Source organism: Blastococcus sp. SYSU D00669, assembly GCF_054050715.1.
Window position 1 is genome coordinate 1 of record NZ_JBJGZV010000042.1, and the last position, 17,945, is coordinate 17,945.

23 protein-coding genes and 1 pseudogene are annotated in these 17,945 nt (G+C 74.6%); 13 read left to right on the forward strand and 11 right to left on the reverse strand.

Annotation, left to right across the window (positions count from 1 at the left end; translation table 11 throughout):
* Positions 1 to 311: 311 nt before the first annotated feature.
* From fdxA to ACI8AF_RS22695, 3 genes are read left to right on the forward strand one after another with little or no spacing between them, the layout of a single operon-like run.
* Positions 312 to 638, forward strand: coding sequence for a ferredoxin (gene fdxA, locus ACI8AF_RS22685; RefSeq protein ID WP_456542027.1), 327 nt, complete (start codon positions 312 to 314; stop codon positions 636 to 638).
* Between the two features lie 32 nt (positions 639 to 670).
* Positions 671 to 1,756 (forward strand): succinyldiaminopimelate transaminase, encoded by a 1,086-nt coding sequence (gene dapC, locus ACI8AF_RS22690; protein WP_456542073.1) that lies wholly within the window; start codon positions 671 to 673, stop codon positions 1,754 to 1,756.
* Positions 1,753 to 2,643 carry an aminoglycoside phosphotransferase family protein gene (locus tag ACI8AF_RS22695; RefSeq protein ID WP_456542028.1) on the forward strand — a complete coding sequence of 297 codons (891 nt, stop codon included), beginning with the start codon at positions 1,753 to 1,755 and terminating at the stop codon, positions 2,641 to 2,643. Before dapC ends, ACI8AF_RS22695 begins: the two co-directional genes overlap by 4 nt.
* A gap of 10 nt (positions 2,644 to 2,653) precedes the next feature.
* Here ACI8AF_RS22695 and ACI8AF_RS22700 read toward each other — a convergent pair whose 3' ends face one another.
* The 3 genes and pseudogenes from ACI8AF_RS22700 to ACI8AF_RS22710 form a co-directional block, all read right to left on the reverse strand.
* Positions 2,654 to 4,045 (reverse strand): zinc-ribbon domain-containing protein, encoded by a 1,392-nt coding sequence (locus tag ACI8AF_RS22700; RefSeq protein ID WP_456542074.1) that lies wholly within the window; start codon positions 4,043 to 4,045, stop codon positions 2,654 to 2,656.
* Positions 4,046 to 4,111: 66 nt separating this feature from the next.
* A pseudogene (locus ACI8AF_RS22705) lies at positions 4,112 to 4,255 on the reverse strand (zinc-ribbon domain-containing protein); the annotation flags it as partial.
* Between the two features lie 270 nt (positions 4,256 to 4,525).
* Positions 4,526 to 5,188: a hypothetical protein gene (locus ACI8AF_RS22710; RefSeq protein WP_456542029.1), complete on the reverse strand. Its 663-nt coding sequence runs from the start codon at positions 5,186 to 5,188 to the stop codon at positions 4,526 to 4,528.
* Positions 5,189 to 5,309: 121 nt separating this feature from the next.
* Here ACI8AF_RS22710 and ACI8AF_RS22715 point away from each other — a divergent pair, with 121 nt between their 5' ends.
* Positions 5,310 to 6,416 (forward strand): alpha/beta fold hydrolase, encoded by a 1,107-nt coding sequence (locus tag ACI8AF_RS22715; RefSeq protein WP_456542030.1) that lies wholly within the window; start codon positions 5,310 to 5,312, stop codon positions 6,414 to 6,416.
* 57 nt (positions 6,417 to 6,473) lie between these two features.
* Here ACI8AF_RS22715 and ACI8AF_RS22720 read toward each other — a convergent pair whose 3' ends face one another.
* On the reverse strand, positions 6,474 to 7,841 hold the full coding sequence (locus ACI8AF_RS22720) for a TrpB-like pyridoxal phosphate-dependent enzyme (RefSeq protein ID WP_456542031.1): 1,368 nt from the start codon (positions 7,839 to 7,841) through the stop codon (positions 6,474 to 6,476).
* Between the two features lie 90 nt (positions 7,842 to 7,931).
* Positions 7,932 to 8,915 carry a 2,3,4,5-tetrahydropyridine-2,6-dicarboxylate N-succinyltransferase gene (dapD, locus tag ACI8AF_RS22725; RefSeq protein WP_456542032.1) on the reverse strand — a complete coding sequence of 328 codons (984 nt, stop codon included), beginning with the start codon at positions 8,913 to 8,915 and terminating at the stop codon, positions 7,932 to 7,934.
* A 73-nt stretch (positions 8,916 to 8,988) separates the two neighbouring features.
* Between dapD and dapE the strand changes: the two genes are divergently transcribed.
* The 4 genes from dapE to ACI8AF_RS22745 are packed head-to-tail and all read left to right on the forward strand — an operon-like array spanning position 8,989 to position 11,752.
* A complete protein-coding gene (gene dapE / locus ACI8AF_RS22730; protein ID WP_456542033.1) occupies positions 8,989 to 10,095 on the forward strand; it encodes a succinyl-diaminopimelate desuccinylase in 1,107 nt (368 codons plus the stop codon).
* Positions 10,092 to 10,940 carry an LOG family protein gene (locus ACI8AF_RS22735; protein WP_456542034.1) on the forward strand — a complete coding sequence of 283 codons (849 nt, stop codon included), beginning with the start codon at positions 10,092 to 10,094 and terminating at the stop codon, positions 10,938 to 10,940. Before dapE ends, ACI8AF_RS22735 begins: the two co-directional genes overlap by 4 nt.
* 1 nt (position 10,941) lies before the next feature.
* Positions 10,942 to 11,301, forward strand: coding sequence for a DivIVA domain-containing protein (locus ACI8AF_RS22740; RefSeq protein WP_456542035.1), 360 nt, complete (start codon positions 10,942 to 10,944; stop codon positions 11,299 to 11,301).
* Positions 11,294 to 11,752, forward strand: a complete 459-nt coding sequence (locus ACI8AF_RS22745; RefSeq protein ID WP_456542036.1) for an SRPBCC family protein — start codon at positions 11,294 to 11,296, stop codon at positions 11,750 to 11,752. Before ACI8AF_RS22740 ends, ACI8AF_RS22745 begins: the two co-directional genes overlap by 8 nt.
* 19 nt (positions 11,753 to 11,771) lie before the next feature.
* Here ACI8AF_RS22745 and ACI8AF_RS22750 read toward each other — a convergent pair whose 3' ends face one another.
* Genes ACI8AF_RS22750 through ACI8AF_RS22760 form a run of 3 tightly spaced genes read right to left on the reverse strand, consistent with a single transcriptional unit; the run spans position 11,772 to position 13,157 of the window.
* Complete coding sequence (locus ACI8AF_RS22750; protein ID WP_456542037.1) at positions 11,772 to 12,266, reverse strand: Clp protease N-terminal domain-containing protein; 495 nt, start codon at positions 12,264 to 12,266, stop codon at positions 11,772 to 11,774.
* A gap of 14 nt (positions 12,267 to 12,280) precedes the next feature.
* Entirely contained in the window at positions 12,281 to 12,505 is a 225-nt protein-coding gene (locus ACI8AF_RS22755) for an RNA polymerase subunit sigma-70 (protein ID WP_456542038.1), read from the reverse strand.
* A 4-nt stretch (positions 12,506 to 12,509) separates the two neighbouring features.
* Complete coding sequence (locus tag ACI8AF_RS22760) at positions 12,510 to 13,157, reverse strand: TetR/AcrR family transcriptional regulator C-terminal domain-containing protein (protein WP_456542039.1); 648 nt, start codon at positions 13,155 to 13,157, stop codon at positions 12,510 to 12,512.
* A 37-nt stretch (positions 13,158 to 13,194) separates the two neighbouring features.
* Here ACI8AF_RS22760 and ACI8AF_RS22765 point away from each other — a divergent pair, with 37 nt between their 5' ends.
* Entirely contained in the window at positions 13,195 to 14,214 is a 1,020-nt protein-coding gene (locus ACI8AF_RS22765; protein WP_456542040.1) for an ATP-binding cassette domain-containing protein, read from the forward strand.
* Positions 14,211 to 15,059: an ABC transporter permease gene (locus ACI8AF_RS22770; protein ID WP_456542041.1), complete on the forward strand. Its 849-nt coding sequence runs from the start codon at positions 14,211 to 14,213 to the stop codon at positions 15,057 to 15,059. The genes ACI8AF_RS22765 and ACI8AF_RS22770 overlap by 4 nt, the downstream gene beginning before the upstream one ends.
* A gap of 5 nt (positions 15,060 to 15,064) precedes the next feature.
* On the opposite strand, the gene ACI8AF_RS22775 is transcribed toward ACI8AF_RS22770, so the two are convergent.
* The 3 genes from ACI8AF_RS22775 to ACI8AF_RS22785 are packed head-to-tail and all read right to left on the reverse strand — an operon-like array spanning position 15,065 to position 16,028.
* Entirely contained in the window at positions 15,065 to 15,187 is a 123-nt protein-coding gene (locus ACI8AF_RS22775; RefSeq protein WP_456542042.1) for a hypothetical protein, read from the reverse strand.
* A 12-nt stretch (positions 15,188 to 15,199) separates the two neighbouring features.
* Positions 15,200 to 15,691, reverse strand: coding sequence for a LysE family translocator (locus ACI8AF_RS22780; protein WP_456542043.1), 492 nt, complete (start codon positions 15,689 to 15,691; stop codon positions 15,200 to 15,202).
* Between the two features lie 10 nt (positions 15,692 to 15,701).
* Complete coding sequence (locus tag ACI8AF_RS22785; protein WP_456542044.1) at positions 15,702 to 16,028, reverse strand: hypothetical protein; 327 nt, start codon at positions 16,026 to 16,028, stop codon at positions 15,702 to 15,704.
* 73 nt (positions 16,029 to 16,101) lie between these two features.
* Between ACI8AF_RS22785 and ACI8AF_RS22790 the strand changes: the two genes are divergently transcribed.
* The 3 genes from ACI8AF_RS22790 (at position 16,102) to ACI8AF_RS22800 (ending at position 17,872) form a co-directional block, all read left to right on the forward strand.
* Positions 16,102 to 16,998 (forward strand): DMT family transporter, encoded by an 897-nt coding sequence (locus ACI8AF_RS22790; RefSeq protein ID WP_456542045.1) that lies wholly within the window; start codon positions 16,102 to 16,104, stop codon positions 16,996 to 16,998.
* A 33-nt stretch (positions 16,999 to 17,031) separates the two neighbouring features.
* Positions 17,032 to 17,586: a DNA-3-methyladenine glycosylase I gene (locus ACI8AF_RS22795; RefSeq protein ID WP_456542046.1), complete on the forward strand. Its 555-nt coding sequence runs from the start codon at positions 17,032 to 17,034 to the stop codon at positions 17,584 to 17,586.
* A 118-nt stretch (positions 17,587 to 17,704) separates the two neighbouring features.
* Positions 17,705 to 17,872 carry a DUF3117 domain-containing protein gene (locus ACI8AF_RS22800; RefSeq protein WP_091115270.1) on the forward strand — a complete coding sequence of 56 codons (168 nt, stop codon included), beginning with the start codon at positions 17,705 to 17,707 and terminating at the stop codon, positions 17,870 to 17,872.
* Positions 17,873 to 17,945 lie beyond the last annotated feature (73 nt).

Here is a 17,945-nt window from a genome sequence, read left to right on the forward strand (position 1 = left end):
GGGTGGCGCCCAGCGCCACCCGCAGCCGGTGCAGCAGGGAGTCCAGCGCGGCCTGCGCGTCGTACGGCGAACCGGGCAGGACGGCCCGGCGGCCGGGCAGGGCGGCACGCGGCACCGGCGGGCGGAGGAACGCCCCCGGTGCGCCGTCGTGCCGGGCCCTGGTCACGCGGACCGTTTCGGCAGTGGCGCGCGCCACGTGAAGCCGGTGCGGCGCAGGCCACCCCTCCGGGGGAGACGCGGACCGGTCGTGCCGGGGCGGTACGCGCAGGTGATACTTATGGCGGCAACAACGCGCCCCGGGAGGACCCACCGTGACCTACGTCATCACCCAGCCCTGCGTCGACGTGCTCGACAAGGCGTGCATCGACGAGTGCCCGGTGGACTGCATCTACGAGGGCGACCGGATGCTCTACATCCACCCCGACGAGTGCGTGGACTGCGGCGCCTGCGAGCCGGTCTGCCCGGTGGAGGCCATCTACTACGAGGACGACGTCCCGGACAAGTGGAAGGACTTCTACAACGCCAACGTCGAGTTCTTCTCCGACCTGGGCAGCCCCGGCGGTGCCGCCAAGACCGGCAAGATCGCGAAGGACCACCCGCTGGTGGCCGCGCTGCCGCCGCAGGGCGAGGGCCACTGACCAGGGCTGACGCCGGAGCGGCCGCCCGCCGGCTGCCCGACTTCCCCTGGGACGCGCTCACCGAGGCGCGGGCCCGCGCGGCCCGGCACCCCGGCGGGGTGGTCGACCTGTCCATCGGGACGCCGGTCGACGACACCCCCGCGGTCCTCGAGCACGCCCTCGGGGCGGGCGCCAACGCGCCCGGGTACCCGACGGCGCTCGGGACCACGGCGCTGCGCACGGCGGCCGCCGACTGGCTGCGCCGGCGGCTCGGGGTCGTCGTCGCCGACCCGCAGGGCCCCGACCCCTCGGTCATCCCCACCGTCGGCTCCAAGGAGCTGGTCGCGCTGCTGCCCACGCTGCTCGGGCTGCAGGGCAGCGGCACGGTCGTCGTCCCCGAGGTCGCCTACCCGACGTACGAGGTCGGCGCGGTGCTGGCCGGGCTGGCGGTGCGCCGCTCCGACGTCCCGCCGGACGACGCGACGGGCGTGGTGCTCGTCTGGCTGAACTCGCCGGGCAACCCGCACGGACGGGTGCTCGGCGACGACGAGCTGCGGGCCTGGGCGGCCTGGGGGCGGGCGCACGGGGTGCCCGTCGTCGCCGACGAGTGCTACGTGACGCTCGGCTGGGACGTCGAGCCGCGCTCGCTGCTGCACCCGTCGGTCGCCGGCGAGGACCACAGCGGCCTGCTCGCGGTCCACTCGCTGTCGAAGCAGTCGACCGCCGCCGGGTACCGCGCCGGCCTGCTCTCCGGCGACCCTTCCCTGGTGCGGCGGGCCTGGGAGGTGCGCCGCCACCTGGGGCTGCTCGTACCCGGCCCCGTGCAGACGGCGATGACCGCGGCGCTGGCCGACGACGCGCACGTGGCCGACCAGAAGGAGCGCTACCGGGCGCGCCGGTCGAAGCTGCTGGCCGCGGTGCGGGCGGCGGGCGCGCGGGTCGACCACTCCGAGGCCGGGCTCTACCTGTGGGTCACCCGCGACGAGGACTGCTGGACGACGATCGGCTGGCTGGCCGACCGCGGCATCGTGGCCGCGCCCGGGACGTTCTACGGCCCGGCCGGCGCCCGGCACGTCCGCCTGGCGCTGACCGCGACCGACGAGCGCATCGACGCGGCCGTGGAGCGCCTCACCGCGTGAGCGTCGTCGTCCCGCCCCGGCTGCGGACGGCGATGACCGCGCTGCACGGCGCGCACGGCGCGGAGTGGTGCGACCGCCTGCCGGCGCTGGTGCACGAGCGGGCCCGCGCGTGGGGGCTCGCCCTCGACGAGCCCTTCCCCGCCGACTACCACTGGGTCGCCCCCGGCCGGCGCGGGACCGAGGAGGTCGTGCTCAAGGTCGGGATCCGCAACGCCGACCGCGACGTCGAGCGGGAGGCGGGCATCCTGCGCGCCTGGGGCGGGTCGGGAGCGGTGCGCCTGCTGGTGGCCGGCCTCGACTCCCCGGACGCCGTCGCGCTGCTGCTCGAGCGGGTGCGGCCGGGCTCGGACCTCGACGGCGAGCCGGACGACGAGGCGTTCCCGCTGCTCGGGGCGGTGGCGCGCGCCCTGCACGCGGCGGTCGGGGTGCGGCCGGCCACCGCGGTCGAGCCCGCCGAGCTGGCCGACCTCGCCGCCGGGCACCCGCTGCTGCCGGCCCGGCTCACCGCGGCGGCGGCCCGGCTGCGCGAGGAGCTGCTGGCCACCGCCGGCACGCCGGTGCTCTGCCACGGCGACCTGCACCACGGCAACGTGCTGCGCGGTCGCGACGGCGCGGTGGCGATCGACCCGCGCGGGGTGTGGGCCGAGCCGGCGCTGGACGTCGCCGTCGCGATGCTCAACCCGCTGGGCACGCTGCCGCGCGAGCCCGCCCGGCTGGCGGCGCTGCTGGAGCGGCGGCTGGGGCTCGTCTGCCCCGCGATGGGCGTCGACGCCGACCGCGCCCGGGCCTGGACGGCGGTCTACGCGGTGACGTCGGCGCTCTGGTCGGCGCAGGACGGGCTCGGCGTCGAGGAGGAGAGCCTCGCCGTCGCCGCCGTCCTGCTGTGAGTCGGGTTCGTCAGCGCCTCCTGGCGTTAGAGCTCGTCCGCCGACGTGCGAGGGCACAGGGACGGCAACCAGCCGTCGGGTTGCTCGTCCTGGCGGTCGCCCGCGCCTGCCACGGCCTCCCGCAGTGGGGGCAGCGCCAGAGGCACATGGCGCGGCTGCTGGGGCGGAGTTGGTCGAGGCCGACACCAGGGTGGGTGATGTTCTCGAGGAACTGATCGACGAGCCCTGGGTTCCGGTCGGCGAAGCTTTCGCCCGGATCGGGCGGTCTGGGCCTGCCGCGTCGCCCCTCCGCGCTCCTGGAGGGACCGCCCTCCCGGCATCCGGCTCGAGGCTTGTTGTGCAGGGTCTGCGGGGTGGCGGTCCACGGGCGCCCGCAGTGCGGGCACGTCCACCGGCACCGGTCGATGCTGTTGGGCTTGAGATCGTAGGGGCCGAGCCCGGGATTGGTCTGGTCCTCGACGAAGTGCCGCACGAGGTCGGGATGCAGGTCTCCGAAGCTCCGGCCGGGGGCTGGCCGTGCTCCCTTGGTTGCACCGCGGCGGTACGAGCACGGGGGGCAGCCGGTCCCCAGAACCGTGCGGTTGGCGATCCTGGCCTCCCACTCGTGCCCGCAGTCCGGGCAGCGCCAGAGAGCCCGGTCGTCCCCGGAGGGAGCCACCTCGGCCGCGGTGAGCTCCGGGCGGTCCACGACCTGGACGAGCTGCGCCGCGATCGACGGGTGCTCGGAGAGCAGACTTCGCTCGCGACTTCCTGACCGGAGCCGTCGCCATCGCAGGTCTCCGCGGACGAGGGCAGCGGCTCGTGCCTCCGCGTCTGGAACGTCCAGTCGGACCTGCGGCCAGAACCGCTGCAGGGCTTCGATCACCGCCGTCGCCCAGAGCCAGGGGTCCTCCTCGGTGTCGGAGGTGAGCAGCACCTGCTGCCCGGCGGCGGCACGAGAAGCTGGGAGCAGGCCGAGGACCGGTGGACGCACCCGGACGTACCGTTCGCCGGCGAAGCGCTCCAGTTTGCGGAGGTCTCGGCGCACGGAGTCGTCGTCGCCGTGCCACCTGGTCGGGTCCAGATCGCACAGCAGGTCGGCTCCGGCGATGAGGAGGTCGACGTTCTCGACGGCTGAGCGGTCGAACCTCGGGCGGCGCGCACCCACGACGACCTCGAGGCCGGTCGCGAGCTGCACGAGCTCGGCCACCTGGTGCTCCAGGCGGCTGCTCCAGAGCCCGGCCAGGCAGACAGGGCACTGCGTCCGGTACTTCACGCGCTGTCGGGCGACCGTCTGCCACTCGTGCCCCTGTCGGCACCGCCACACGATCCGGTCGTGGGATCCGCTCGGGGTGCTGTGCACGTTCCTGTCCGGCCGCGTCAGGTTCGCCACGAACTCCCGGACCAGGTGCTCCGAGATCACGCTGAGGGCCGGCGTCTTCGCCGGTCGCTCCCGAGCCGCGCGGATCCCTCGTCGGTGCGCGCATGCCGGACACCCTGAACGACGCTTCGTTCGATTCGCCACCGAGGTCACCCACTCCTCGGAGCAATCGGGACAGCGCCAGCGGCAGCGTGCTCCGCTACCGGCGAGAAGGTCCTGAGGCCCGTAGTGCGAGGGCGCTCCATCGACCACCGAGACGAACGAAGCCGCGATGTCCGGGTGCTGGGCAGCCAGTCCGATCGCGCGAGCTCTCAAGGCGCGCGGGTCCAGATCCCACCTGCGTGCGAGCAGTCACACCGAGTCCGCGCTGCGCCCGTAGAGGGCTCCGACCTGCTCCGGGGTCAAGCCGCTCGAGAGCAGGCGGACCAGTTCATCGCGATCGAGAGAAGTTCGACCAGCGTGCTCGCTGTCGCCGACCCCGCTCACGAGGCGATGCTGCGCCGAGCGTCCGACAGTTCCGGGTCAGGGGTTGCACGGCAGATCGCCTCCCTGGAGGCCGGCGGTCAGCTCTTCTGCCAGCGTGGACCACTTGCCGTAGGCATACGGGAACGCGCTGCGCTGAACGGCGTCGGCGACCAAGGTCAGCTCGCCGGTCTGCCAGTCGGGGACCTGGACGAGGCCGTCGTAGAACTTCCCGGCCGCGTAGACCGGGTCCTGCACCTGCTCCGGCGTGCCCCAGCCCATCGACGGCCGCTGCTGGAACAGGCCCAGGGAGTCGCGGTCGCCGTAGTCGAGGTTGCGCAGCCGCGACTCCTGCATGGCGGTGGCCAGCGCGATGACGACGGCCCGCTCGGGCAGGCCGCGGTCCCAGCCGACCTGGGCGATGGTGCGCGCGTTGGCGATCTGCTCGGCGGTGAGCGTGATGCCGGTGGCGGGGAGGGTGCACTGGGCGGTGGCCACGGGCACGTCCTGCCCGTCGGCGTCCCAGGCGAACCCCACGAGCACGACCAGCGCGATGAGCAGCGGCGGCCACCACTGGGCGGGCTTCAGCCTGCGGAGCGAGAAGCCCTTGCCGCGGCCCTTCGCCGCCCGGCGCACCGGACGGCGGCGGACCCCCGGTCGCGCCGCCGTCCTCCTGCGGGGGCCGGCCGAGCTGCGGCGGGTCACCGTGCGTGCGGGGCTCATCACCGTCGACTGTAGGTGCGGAAGCTGTCAGTCCCGGGCACCGAGGAGGTCGCGCCGGACACCTGTCGCCCGGCGCCGGCGGTCGTTACGGTGGGCCGCCGTCCACCGACGAGGAGCCCGCATGAGCGACCACCTGCTGCCCGGCATCACCGCGACCCGGATCGAGACCCCCCGGCTGACCCAGCAGGTGCTGGCCGCCGAGGGCACCGAGATCGCGGGCCCGGGGGAGGCGGTGCTGTTCGTCCACGGGAACGTCAGCTCGTCGCTGTTCTGGCAGCAGCCGCTGCTCGCCCTGGCCGAGACCGGCCGGGTGCGGGCGCTGGCGGTCGACCTCCGCGGCTACGGCGACACCGACCCGCTGCCGATCGACGCCCGCCGCGGGCTGCGCGACTGGGCCGACGACGTCGCCGCCCTGGTCGACACCCTCGGCCTGGACCGCGTGCACCTCGTCGGCTGGAGCATGGGCGCCGGCGTCGTCCTCCAGCACCTGCTCGACCACCCCCAGCAGGTCGCCTCGGTGGCGCTGGTCGCCCCGGTCTCGCCCTACGGCTTCGGCGGCACGGCGGGCGCCGAGGGGCGGCGTGTGCACGAGGACGGCTGCGGCTCCGGTGCCGGCGCGGCCAACCCCGACTTCGTCGCGGCCATCGCGGCCGGCGACACCACCGCCGACAGCCCCACCAGCCCGCGGTCGATCCTGCGCGCGTTCTACGTCGCGCCGGGCTCGCTGCCGCTGGACCCCCAGCTCGAGGACGTGTTCGTCGCCTCGATGAACAGCACGCGCACCGGCGTCGACCACTACCCGGGGGACGCCGTCGCGACCGGGACGTGGCCGGGCGCGGCCCCGGGGGAGCGGGGCGTGCTCAACACGATGGCGCCGACGGTCTGCGACCTCTCGGGCATCGTCGACCTGGAGCTCAAGCCGCCGGTCCTGTGGATCCGCGGCGACGCCGACCAGATCGTGTCGGACACCTCCGCCTTCGACCTGGCCTTCCTGGGCTCGCTCGGCGCCGTCCCCGGGTGGCCGGGTGCCGAGGAGTTCCCGCCCCAGCCGATGGTCACCCAGACGCGTGCCGTGCTCGACCGGTACGCGGCCACCGGCGGCGCCTACCGCGAGGTGGTGCTCCCCGACGTCGGCCACTCGCCGCACGTCGAGCGCCCGCAGGAGTTCGTCGTCGCGCTGCTCGAGCACCTCGACGTCCCCGCCCAGCAGCCCGCCCACCTCACCTGAGTGCTCCATCGCGATCAAGCACCCGTGCTCGATCGCGATGGAGCACCGTCAGGCCCCTCAGAGCGGGACCTTCGGGAGTTCGCTGAGGGGGCCGGCGAAGCGCTCGTCGGGCACGTCCTCGTCGACCATCCGCCCCGACAGGTAGGCGTCGTAGGCGGCCAGGTCGAAGTGGCCGTGCCCGCACAGCGCGGTGAGGACGACCTTCTCCTCGCCCGACTCCTTGCAGGCCAGCGCCTCGCGGATGCAGGCCGCCAGCGCGTGCGTCGGCTCGGGCGCGGGCACGATCCCCTCGGTCCGCGCGAACTGGAGCGCCGCCGCGAAGCACTCCGTCTGCGGCAGGGCGAGGGCCTCGATCAGCCCGAGCTCGTAGATGTGCGACAGCAGCGGCGACATGCCGTGGTAGCGCAGCCCGCCGGCGTGGATCGGGTCGGGGACGAACCGGTGGCCGAGGGTGTGCATCTTCATCAGCGGCGTCATGCCGCTGGCGTCGCCGAAGTCGTAGGCGTAGGTGCCGCGGGTCAGCGACGGGCAGGACGCCGGCTCGACCGCGCGGATCGTCGGCGACATCCGGCCCGCCATCTTCTCGCGCAGGAACGGGAAGGCCAGGCCGCCGAAGTTCGAGCCGCCGCCGGTGCAGCCCACGATGACGTCGGGCCGCTCGTCGACCGCGGCCAGTTGCAGCAGCGCCTCCTCGCCGATCACCGTCTGGTGCAGCAGCACGTGGTTGAGCACGCTGCCCAGGGCGTAGCGGATCGACGGGTCCTGCGCGGCGACCTCGACCGCCTCGCTGATCGCGATGCCCAGCGACCCGGGGTGCTCGGGGTCGCCGGCGCGGATCGCCTTGCCGGCCTCGGTGAGGTCCGACGGCGAGCGGTGCACCTGCGCCCCGTAGGTCTGCATCATGATCCGCCGGTAGGGCTTCTGGTCGTAGGAGGCGCCGACCATCCACACCTCGCACTCGAGCCCGAACAGCGAGGTGGCGAACGCCAGCGCGGTGCCCCACTGGCCGGCACCGGTCTCCGTCGTCAGCTTCCGGACCCCGGCCTGCGCGTTGTAGTACGCCTGCGGCACCGCGGTGTTCGGCTTGTGCGAGCCGGCCGGCGAGACGCCCTCGTACTTGTAGTAGATCCGCGCCGGGGTGCCGAGCGCCTTCTCCAGCCGGTGCGCCCGGTACAGCGGCGAGGGCCGCCACAGCTTGTAGACGTCGAGCACCTCGCCGGGGATGTCGACGTAGCGGTCGCCGGTGACCTCCTGGGCGATGAGCTCCATGGGGAACAGCGGCGCCAGGTCGTCCGGTCCGACCGGCTGCAGCGTGCCGGGGTGCAGCGGTGGCGGTGGCGGGCTCGGCAGGTCGGGGACGACGTTGTACCACTGCGTCGGCAGCTGCGACTCGTCCAGCAGGATCTTGTGCTGCATCCCGGCCATGGGTGCCCTCCGTCCACGAGTGGCGGCGAGCCTAGGGCCACTGCTTTCGGTGCGGAAAGCGGTTCCGCTTTCCGCACCGAAAGCGGGGGTTCAGTTGGCGTGGAGGGCGGCGTTGAGCTCGCCCCAGCTGCCGGTGCGCGGCAGCACCTCCAGCGCGCCGCTCACGCTGTTGCGGCGGAACAGCAGGCCGTCGCGGCCGGAGAGCTCCAGCGCCTTGACCACCGACCCGTCGGGCAGCGTCACCCGCGACCCCGCCGTCACGTAGCAGCCGGCCTCGACGACGCAGCCGTCGCCTAGGGAGATGCCGATGCCGGCGTTCGCGCCGAGCAGGCAGCCGCTGCCGATCGAGACGACCTGCTTGCCGCCGCCGGACAGCGTCCCCATGATCGAGGCGCCGCCGCCGATGTCGCTGTCCGGGCCGACGACGACGCCGGCGCTGATCCGCCCCTCGACCATCGACGGGCCGAGCGTGCCGGCGTTGTAGTTGACGAAGCCCTCGTGCATGACCGTCGTCCCCTCGGCCAGGTGCGCGCCGAGCCGCACCCGGTCGCCGTCGGCGATCCGCACCCCCGCCGGGACGACGTAGTCGACCATCCGCGGGAACTTGTCGACGCCGAAGACGGTCACGTGGCCGTGGGCGGCGCGCATGCGGGCCGCGCGGGCCTGCACCTCGGTGGCCGGCACCGGCCCGGCGCTGGTCCAGGCCACGTTGGTGAGCAGCCCGAAGACGCCGTCCATGTTCGCCCCGTGCGGCCGGACGAGCCGGTGCGAGAGCAGGTGCAGCCGCAGCCACACGTCGTAGGTGTCGGCCGGGGGAGCGGAGAGGTCGGCGATGCTGGTGTGCACCGGGATGACCTGCACGCCGCGGGCCTCGTCGCTGCGCACGAGCCCGGAGTAGTCCGGCCCCAGGGCGCTCCCGAGCTCGAGGGTGCCCATCTGGTGCGTGCCGGTCGGGCCGTCGTCGGCGCCGAGCCGGGGGGAGGGGTACCAGACGTCGAGGACGGTCCCGTCGACGGTCACGGTGGCCAGGCCCACGCCGGAGGCGGAGGCGGTCGCTGCGGCGGCGTTCGTCACGGGGGACGACGCTACCCAGGCGCACCGGGAGTCCTCCGGCCGGAGCCCGGCGGCGCCCGTAGGCTCGGCGGTCGTGGGTGACATCGCGAAGCTCGACCTCTCCGCCGACGTCCTCGAGCTCACCCGCGCCCTGGTCGACGTCCCGTCGGTGTCGGGCAGCGAGCAGGCGCTGGCCGACGCCGTCGAGGCGGCGCTGCGCGACCTCGGCGGCCTGGAGGTCGAGCGGGTGGGCGACGCCGTCCTCGCCCGCACCGACCTCGACCGGCCCACCCGCGTCGTCCTGGCCGGGCACCTCGACACCGTCCCGATCGCCGACAACGTGCCCAGCCGGCTCGCGGACGGCGTCCTGCACGGGTGCGGGACCTCGGACATGAAGTCGGGGGACGCCGTCATGCTCCGGCTGGCCGGCCGCTTCGGGGTGCCCGGCGCCGAGCCGGCGCACGACCTCACGTTCGTCTTCTACGACAACGAGGAGGTCGAGTCGGCGCGCAACGGCCTCGGCCGGGTGGCCCGCGAGCGGCGGGGCTGGCTCTACGGCGACCTCGCCGTGCTGCTCGAGCCCACCGACGGCGAGGTCGAGGCCGGTTGCCAGGGCACGCTGCGGGCCGTGCTGGAGGTGCCCGGCCGGCGCGCGCACAGCGCCCGCAGCTGGCTGGGGGTCAACGCGATCCACGGCGCCGCGCCGGTCCTCGCCACGCTGGCCGCCTACCAGGCCCGCTGGGTCGAGATCGACGGCTGCACCTACCGCGAGGGGCTCAACGCGGTCCGGATCGAGGGCGGCGTGGCCGGCAACGTCGTCCCCGACGTCTGCCGGGTCACCGTGAACTTCCGCTACGCACCCGACCGCGACGAGGACGCCGCCGAGGCGCACGTGCGCGAGGTGTTCGCCGACGCGCTCGCCGCCGGGGCCACCCTGGAGGTCGTGGACAACGCCGGCGGGGCGCTGCCCGGGCTGGGCGAGCCCGCGGCCGCCGCGTTCGTCGCGGCGGTCGGCCGCCCGGCGCGCGCCAAGCTCGGCTGGACCGACGTCGCCCGGTTCGCCGCCTTCGGCATCCCGGCGGTCAACTACGGCCCCGGCGACCCGCAGCTCGCCCACACCCGGGAGGAGCACGTCCGCGTCGACGCGCTCCAGCCCGTCGAGGACGCCCTCACCGCCTACCTGTCCGGGAGCAGTGCATGACCGATTCACCCGACGGCCGCCGTCCCCGCCCGACGCGGCACCGCGGCCCGATCATGCTGCGGGGCGGTGAGCCGGACCCGACGATGCAGGGGACGACGACCGACCAGCGGCTGCTCGACCGGCGCGGGCCGACCGACTGGGTGCACACCGACCCGTGGCGCGTGCTGCGCATCCAGTCCGAGTTCGTCGAGGGCTTCGGGCTGCTCGCCGAGCTGCCGCGGGCGGTGAGCGTGTTCGGCAGCGCCCGCACACCGCGCGACCACCCGCACTACGCGGCCGGGGTGCAGCTGGGCGCCGCGCTGGTGCAGGCCGGCTACGCGGTCATCACCGGCGGCGGCCCCGGTGCGATGGAGGCGGCCAACCGCGGCGCCTCGGAGGCCGGCGGGCTGTCGGTCGGCCTGGGCATCGAGCTGCCGTTCGAGCAGGAGCTCAACGAGTGGGTCGACGTCGGCATCTCGTTCCGCTACTTCTTCGTGCGCAAGACGATGTTCGTCAAGTACGCGCAGGCCTTCGTGATCCTGCCCGGCGGGTTCGGCACGCTCGACGAGCTGTTCGAGGCGCTCACCCTGGTGCAGACCCGCAAGGTCACCCGGTTCCCGGTCATCCTCTACGGCTCGGAGTACTGGACCGGGCTGGTCGACTGGGTGCGGACGACGCTCGTCGAGCAGGGCACGATCAGCCCGGGGGACGTCGACCTGCTGCACGTCACCGACGACGTCGACGAGATCGTGCGGGTCATCCAGGAGGCCGAGTCCGCCCGCGCGGCGGCCGGCGACAACGGCGGCGGCATGCGCGCCCCCGCGCGGATGGACGAGATGCCGGCCGGGGGGCCGGTCGAGGCCTGACGTGCTCTCGTTCGTGCTCTTCGTCGTCGGGGTGCTGCTGGTGGGCGGCCTGCTCTTCCTCGGCGGCTCGGTGCTGCTCGGCCGCGGCGAGACGCAGCCGCCGGCCGAGCTGGACCGCTCGCCGGTGGAGCTGCCCGACGACCGGCCCGTCGTCGGCGACGACGTCCGCGCGCTGCGCATCTCGGTCGCGCTGCGCGGCTACCGGATGACCGAGGTGGACTGGCTCATCGACCAGTTCGCGCAGACCCTCGACGAGCGCGACGAGGAGATCGCCGCGCTGCGGGCCCGGCTGGCCGAGCGGGACGACGACGGCGAGCAGCCCGCGGGCGGCGGCGACGACGAGGAGCACGCCGGTGCCTGAGCTGGTGGAGAGCATCGACGTCGACGCGCCGCCCGAGCGGGTGTGGGCGGCGCTGACCGACTGGGTGCGGCAGGGGGAGTGGATGCTCGGCACCGACGTCCGCCCCGTGGTCGGGCCGGCGCGGGGCGTCGGCGGGCGGCTGGTCGCGGTGACCGGCCCGCGGCTGCCCCGCGGCCGGCGGGTCGGCGTCGTCGACACGTTCGAGATCACCCGCTGGGAGCCGCCGACGCGGGTCGACGTGCTGCACACCGGCCGCGTGGTGCGCGGGCCCGGCAGCTTCGAGGTGCACCCCCGCGGCGAGCACTCGACGTTCGTGTGGTCGGAGCAGGTCGACCTGCCCCTCGGGGCGCTGGGCCGGCTCGGCTGGCCGCTGGTCGCGCCGGTGATCCGCGCCGGGTACCGGGCGTCGCTGCGCCGGTTCGCCGAGCTGGCCCGCACCTACCCCGGCTGAGGCCCCGTCCGCCGCCGGGTCAGCCCAGGCCGACCTCGGCGAGGGCGGCGGCACGCAGCTGCGCGCGGTCGACGCCGAGCTCGGTGAGCGCCCGGGCTGCGGTGCCGCGCTCGAGGTCGCACACCGCCGCGACGACGTGCGCCCCGCGCAGCCGCGCCGGCCGGGCCGACTTCGCCAGCCGGACGGCCTCCTGGAAGACCTGCTGCGCCTGCGGCGTCGACCGGAACGGACCGGCCGCGGGTGCCTGCAGCCCGTCGTCGACCGGACCGGCGTCGACCCCCACCGCGGCCAGCGCGCGCTCGTGCGCCCGCTCGACCGCGGCGCGCAGCCGCGCCTGGTCGACGCCCACCTGCACGAGCGCCCGCGGTGCGGTGCCGTCGGGCAGCGCGGCCGCGGCGAGGAGCAGGTGCTCCGGGCCGGGCAGGTCCTCCCCGGCGGCGCGGGCCTCGGCCTCGGCGCCGGTGAGCAGCTGCTTGATCGTGCGCACGTCGCGGACGGCGTCGACGAGTCCCATGGGAACCTCCCGGTTCATCGGCCGCGGCGCGCGCGGACCTCGGCGGCGAACTTCTTGTGGGCGGCCTGGGCGCTGATCCCGAGGGCCTCGCCGACCTGCGCCCAGGTCCAGCCCCGGGCGATCGCCTCGGCGACCGCGGCCGACTCCAGCCGGCCGGCCAGCCGCCGCAGGGCGACCACCGCGGCCAGCGCGGTCTCGGGGTCCTCCGGGCCCGGCAGCGCTCCCGGATCCACGGTCATCAACTTAGGTTGATGACGGGGATTCGTCAACCTGGGTTGATGAGGCGCGGCGCTCCAGGCGCACCCGCAGGCCGTCGAGCATCAGCGCCAGGCCCTCCTCGAACCGCTCGTCGTCGTCGCCGACCGTGCACGCGGCCGCGCCGATGAGCGGGAAGCGGGTGCGGTCGCCGGTGGGGAAGTCCTCGGCCGGGCGGTCCTGGGCCGCCTGCGTCTCGAGGGCGTCCCCGAGCAGGTAGGAGCCGAGCGCGGTGAGCACGCGCACGGCCTCGCCCGGCTCGAGGCCGGCCGCCACCAGCACGCGCAGCGTGCTCTCGATCCCGGGCAGGGCCTCGTCGGTGGGCCGGTTGCCGGCGACCACCTGCACGCTGTCGCGGTGGGCGAGCAGCAGCGCCCGCCGCAGCCGGATGCTCTGGGCGAGCCACTCCCAGACCGACTCGCCCTCCCGCGGGGCGCGGGCGCTGTCCGGCACCTCGGCCAGCACCTGCTCGGCGACCAGGTCGAGCAGGTGGCGCTTGTCCTTGACGTGCCAGTACAGCGTCGGGGCGCTCACCCCCAGCCGGGCGGCCACCGCGCGCAGCGTGAGCCCGGGCAGCCCCTCGTCGTCCAGCACCTCGACGGCGGCGCGGACGACGTCCTTCCGGGACAGTGGCACGGTTGACACTCTAACGGTGTTAGAGGACGCTGCGGGAGTGACTCTAACGGCGTTAGGGAGCCCGACGGGTGATGCCGCGGTCGACCGGCCACCGGCCGTCGAGGCCAGCGGGCTGGTCAAGACCTACGACGAGGTGGAGGCGGTCCGCGGCATCGACCTGGCCGTCCGGGCCGGGGAGGTGTTCGGCTTCCTGGGCCCCAACGGCGCCGGCAAGTCGACCACCATCAAGATCCTCTGCACCCTGCTGCGGCCCACTGCCGGCACCGCCCGGGTGGCGGGCTTCGACGTCGTCCGGGAGCGGGACGACGTCCGCCGGCACATCGGCCTGGTCTTCCAGGAGACGACGCTCGACGACCACCTCACCGCCGAGCAGAACCTCCGCTTCCACGCCGACATCTACGGCATGCCCAAGGCCGCCGTCGGCCCGCGGATCGACACGGTGCTGGAGATGGTCGGCCTGACCGACCGGCGCGGCTCGAAGGTGCGCACCTTCTCCGGCGGCATGAAGCGGCGGCTGGAGATCGCCCGCGGGCTGCTGCACTCGCCGCGCGTGCTGTTCCTCGACGAGCCGACGATCGGCCTCGACCCCGAGTCCCGGGCCACGCTGTGGCGCTACGTCGACCAGCTGCGCGCCGAGGAGGACATCACGGTCTTCCTCACCACGCACTACATGGACGAGGCCGAGCGCTGCGACCGGATCGCGATCGTCGACGCCGGGCGGATCGGTGCGCTGGACACGCCGTCGGCGCTCAAGGCCAGCGTCGGCCACGACCGGGTGCGGGTCGTCACGTCGGACGACGACGCGGCGGAGGCGCTGGTCCGGGAGCGGCTCGGCGTGGAGACCACGCGCGAGGGCGGCGCGCTGGTCGTCCTCACCCCCGACGGCGAGGAGTTCGTGCCGCGGCTGTTCGAGCTCGGCCTGACCGTGCGCTCGGTGAGCGTCTCGCGGCCCACGCTGGACGACGTCTTCCTCGCCTACACCGGCGCGCGGATGGCCGACCGCCAGGCCGCCGCCGGCCCGCACTGGATGGCCCGGGCCATGGGAGGACGGCGATGACGACGACGATCGCACCGGTCCAGGTCGCCGCCCGCGGGCTGCGGCACGAGCTGCGCGCGGTGAAGGTGGTCTGGTACCGCGACCTGCTGCGCTTCCGCACCGACCGCGGGCGGATCCTCTCCTCCTTCGCGCAGCCGCTGCTCTTCCTGTTCGTGCTCGGCCAGGGGCTGGGCGCCACGCTCGGCGCCCGAGGGTTCGGCGGCGCCGACTACTCGACGTTCCTGTTCCCGGGCGTGCTGGCCACCTCGGTGATGTTCACCGCCGTCTTCTCGGCCATCTCCATCGTGTGGGACCGCGAGCTGGGCTTCCTCCGCGAGATGCTGGTGGCGCCGGTGAGCCGCACCAGCATCGTGCTGGGCAAGGCGCTCGGCGGCGCGACCGTGGCCACGCTGCAGGCGCTGGTGCTGCTGGCGCTGGCCCCGCTCGTCGGCGTCCCGTACGCGCCGCTGGTGGTGTTCGTGACGGTGCTGCTGCTGTTCCTCGTGGCGTTCACGATCACCGCGCTGGGCCTGGTGCTCGCCGTCCGGGTCGACCAGATCCAGACGATCATGCCGCGGGTGCAGCTGCTGCTCGCGCCGCTGATGTTCCTGTCCGGGGCGTTCTTCCCGGTGAGCGCGGCGCTGCCGGCCTGGCTGCACGTGCTGGCCCTGGTCAACCCGGTCACCTACGGCGTGGACGCCGTGCGGCGGGTGGTGCTCAGCTCGGTCGACGGCACGCAGGAGGCCGACATCGCGCTGCAGTGGGGCTCCTGGACGGTGCCCGTCTGGCTCGACGTCGTCGTCGTGGCCGGCACCGGCGGGCTGCTGCTCGCGTTCGCCGCCTGGCTGTTCAGCCGCCCGGAGTAGCACCGTCAGGTGCGCTCGGTGGCCAGCCGGGCGCCGAAGCCGAGCAGGGCGACGCCGGTCGCGGCGTCCAGCGACCGGCGCACCCGCCGGCGGGCCAGCCAGCGCCGCGCCCGCGCGATGACGGCCACCAGCAGGACCAGCTAGGCCAGGCTGAGCGCCGCGTGCGTCACCGCGTACAGCAGCAGCGACCACACCGGGGCGTCCGGGCCGAGGAACTGGGGCAGCACCGCCAGGTAGAAGACCAGCACCTTCGGGTTGGTGACGTTGGAGAGGAAGCCCTGCCGCCAGCCGGCGAGCGCCGCGCCCGAGGCGGGCTGCTCGTCGGGGGTGTCGGGGTAGACGCCGCGCACCGCCGAGCGCAGCGCCTGGACGGCGAGCCAGACCAGGTAGGCGATGCCGGCGCAGCGGATGGCCTGGAACAGCGGCTCGACGGCGACGATGACCGCCGCCAGCCCGGCCGCCGCGGCCGCGCCCTGGACGACGTTGGAGCTGGCGACCCCGGCCGCGGACCACCACCCGCGCCACCGGCCGCCGACGAGCGCGTTGCGGACGACGACGGTGAAGTCGGCGCCGGGCACGAGCACCAGCAGCGTCGCGAGGACGACGAAGGAGGCGTAGGCCGGCCAGTCCACGCGGACCAGCCTAAGAGCCCCCGACGAACGCCAGCGCCTCCTCGGCCAGGGCCAGGTCGGACTCCGGGGTGCCGTGGTCGAGGGCGACCCACTCGCGCATCGGGGTGCCGTTGGCCGCGGCGAACGGCAGCCCGGTCCCCGCCGCGACCAGGCCCTCCACCCGGTGCCGCGGCAGCTTCAGCACCACCGCGCCCCCCACCACCATCGCGAAGATCGAGCCGTGCACGGTGAGCGCGGCCGAGCCGAACCCCCGCCGCCCGCTCGAGCCGGGCGGCCCGACGCCCGGCCGGGTGGACAGGGCCTCCACCAGGGCGGCGAAGCGCTGTTCGGGGTCCACGGGCACGATCCCAGCGCTTTCCGGCAGGAATGCGCAACGTGGACCGGGGCTCCCGGTTGCGAGGATCGGGCCCGTGAGTCGTCGGGGCTGGGTGCTGTTCGTCGCCATGTCGGTCATCTGGGGCGTGCCGTACCTGCTGATCAAGGTGGCCGTGGAGGAGCTCTCGCCGGTCATGGTCGTCTTCGGCCGGTGCGTCGTCGGCGCCGCGCTGCTGCTGCCGTGGGCGCTGGCGAAGGGCTGGGTCCGCCCGGCGCTGCGGCACTGGAAGCCGCTGCTCGCCTTCACCGTGCTGGAGATGACCGCGCCCTGGCTGCTGCTCTCCTACGCCGAGCAGACCCTGACCAGCTCGCTCACCGGGCTGCTCATCGCCACCGTGCCCTTCGTCGCCGCCGTCGCCGCGCGGGTGGTCGGCGACGAGGACCGGCTGACCCCCGTCCGGCTGCTCGGCATGGCCATCGGCGTGGTCGGCATCGTCGCGCTGCTCGGCCTCGACGTCGGCGGCGCGCACCTGCTGCCGATCGTCGCGGTCGCCTTCGTCGTCGTCTTCTACGCGGTCGCGCCGATGATCGTCAGCCGCCGGCTCCCGGAGGTGCCCGGCGTCGCGGCCAGCGCGATCGCGCTGACGGTCACCGCGGCCGTCTACGCCCCCTTCGCCGTCCCGCAGCTGGGCGAGGCGGTGGCCGCGCCGCCGTCGGCCCTGTTGTCGGTGGTCGCGCTCGGCGTCGTCTGCACCGCGCTGGCGCTGGCGGTGTTCTTCCTGCTCATCCGCGAGGTCGGGCCGCAGCGGGCGCTGGTCATCACGTTCGTCAACCCGGCGGTCGCCGTCCTGCTCGGCGTGCTGCTGCTCGACGAGCCGTTCACCCTCGGCATCGCCCTCGGCCTGCCGCTGGTGCTGGTCGGCTGCGTGCTGGCCACCCGGCGCAACGCGCCCCGGCCGGTCGCCGAGCCGGTGGAGGCGGCGGTGCCCTGAGTCCCGTCGCACCTACTGGCTAGCGTGCCCGGCGTGGACGACGGACGAGAGCGCTGCGCCTGGGCGACGAGCACCCCGGAGTACGTGGCCTACCACGACCAGGAGTGGGGGACGACGCTGCACGGCGACGACGCCCTCTTCGAGCGGCTCTGCCTCGAGGCGTTCCAGTCGGGCCTGTCGTGGATCACCATCCTGCGCAAGCGCCCGGCGTTCCGCGCCGCGTTCGCCGGCTTCGACATCGACGCCGTCGCGGAGTTCACCGAGGACGACGAGGCGCGGCTGATGGCCGACGCGGGCATCGTCCGCAACCGCGCGAAGATCACCGCCGCCGTCCGCAACGCCCGCGCCGCCCGGGAGCTGCCCGAGGGCCTCGACGCGCTGCTGTGGTCCTTCGCGCCGTCCGCTCCGCGGCCGCGGCCGGCCACGCTGGCCGACGTCCCGGCGACCAGCCCGGAGTCCACCGCGATGGCCAAGGAGCTCAAGAAACGGGGCTTCGTCTTCGTCGGGCCGACCACCGCCTACGCGCTCATGCAGGCCACGGGCATGGTCGACGACCACGTGGCGTCCTGCTTCCGGGCGACCCCCTGAGGGGGCTCGTGTTGGACGGAAGCTCCCGATACGGGATCATTGACCCGGAGCACTGCAGCGACGGACGCCGCCCGCTCTCCTTCGGAGGAGATGCGGACGGCCGGCGAAGGAGGCACGCATGGCGGCCATGAAGCCGCGCACGGGTGAGGGTCCCCTCGAAGTCACCAAGGAGGGCCGTGGGCTGGTCATGCGCGTACCGCTCGAAGGCGGCGGTCGCCTGGTCGTCGAGCTGTCGCCGGACGAGGCGCAGGCGCTGTCCGAGGCCCTGAAGGGCGCGACCAGCTGACTCCCTCCGCGAGCCTGCCCCCGGGCAGCCCCGCGCAGGACGACACGGCCCCGGCCGCCGGTACTCCGGCGAC

What these genes read in the sequence shown, in the direction of transcription:
- ACI8AF_RS22710 (WP_456542029.1), bottom strand. Translation starts at nt 5,188, where the DNA reads ATGAGCCCCGCACGCACGGTGACCCGCCGCAGCTCGGCCGGCCCCCGC.
- ACI8AF_RS22715 (WP_456542030.1), top strand. Translation starts at nt 5,310, where the DNA reads ATGAGCGACCACCTGCTGCCCGGCATCACCGCGACCCGGATCGAGACC.
- ACI8AF_RS22720 (WP_456542031.1), bottom strand. Translation starts at nt 7,841, where the DNA reads ATGGCCGGGATGCAGCACAAGATCCTGCTGGACGAGTCGCAGCTGCCG.
- ACI8AF_RS22735 (WP_456542034.1), top strand. Translation starts at nt 10,092, where the DNA reads ATGACCGATTCACCCGACGGCCGCCGTCCCCGCCCGACGCGGCACCGC.
- ACI8AF_RS22750 (WP_456542037.1), bottom strand. Translation starts at nt 12,266, where the DNA reads ATGGGACTCGTCGACGCCGTCCGCGACGTGCGCACGATCAAGCAGCTG.
- ACI8AF_RS22755 (WP_456542038.1), bottom strand. Translation starts at nt 12,505, where the DNA reads ATGACCGTGGATCCGGGAGCGCTGCCGGGCCCGGAGGACCCCGAGACC.
- ACI8AF_RS22770 (WP_456542041.1), top strand. Translation starts at nt 14,211, where the DNA reads ATGACGACGACGATCGCACCGGTCCAGGTCGCCGCCCGCGGGCTGCGG.
- ACI8AF_RS22800 (WP_091115270.1), top strand. Translation starts at nt 17,705, where the DNA reads ATGGCGGCCATGAAGCCGCGCACGGGTGAGGGTCCCCTCGAAGTCACC.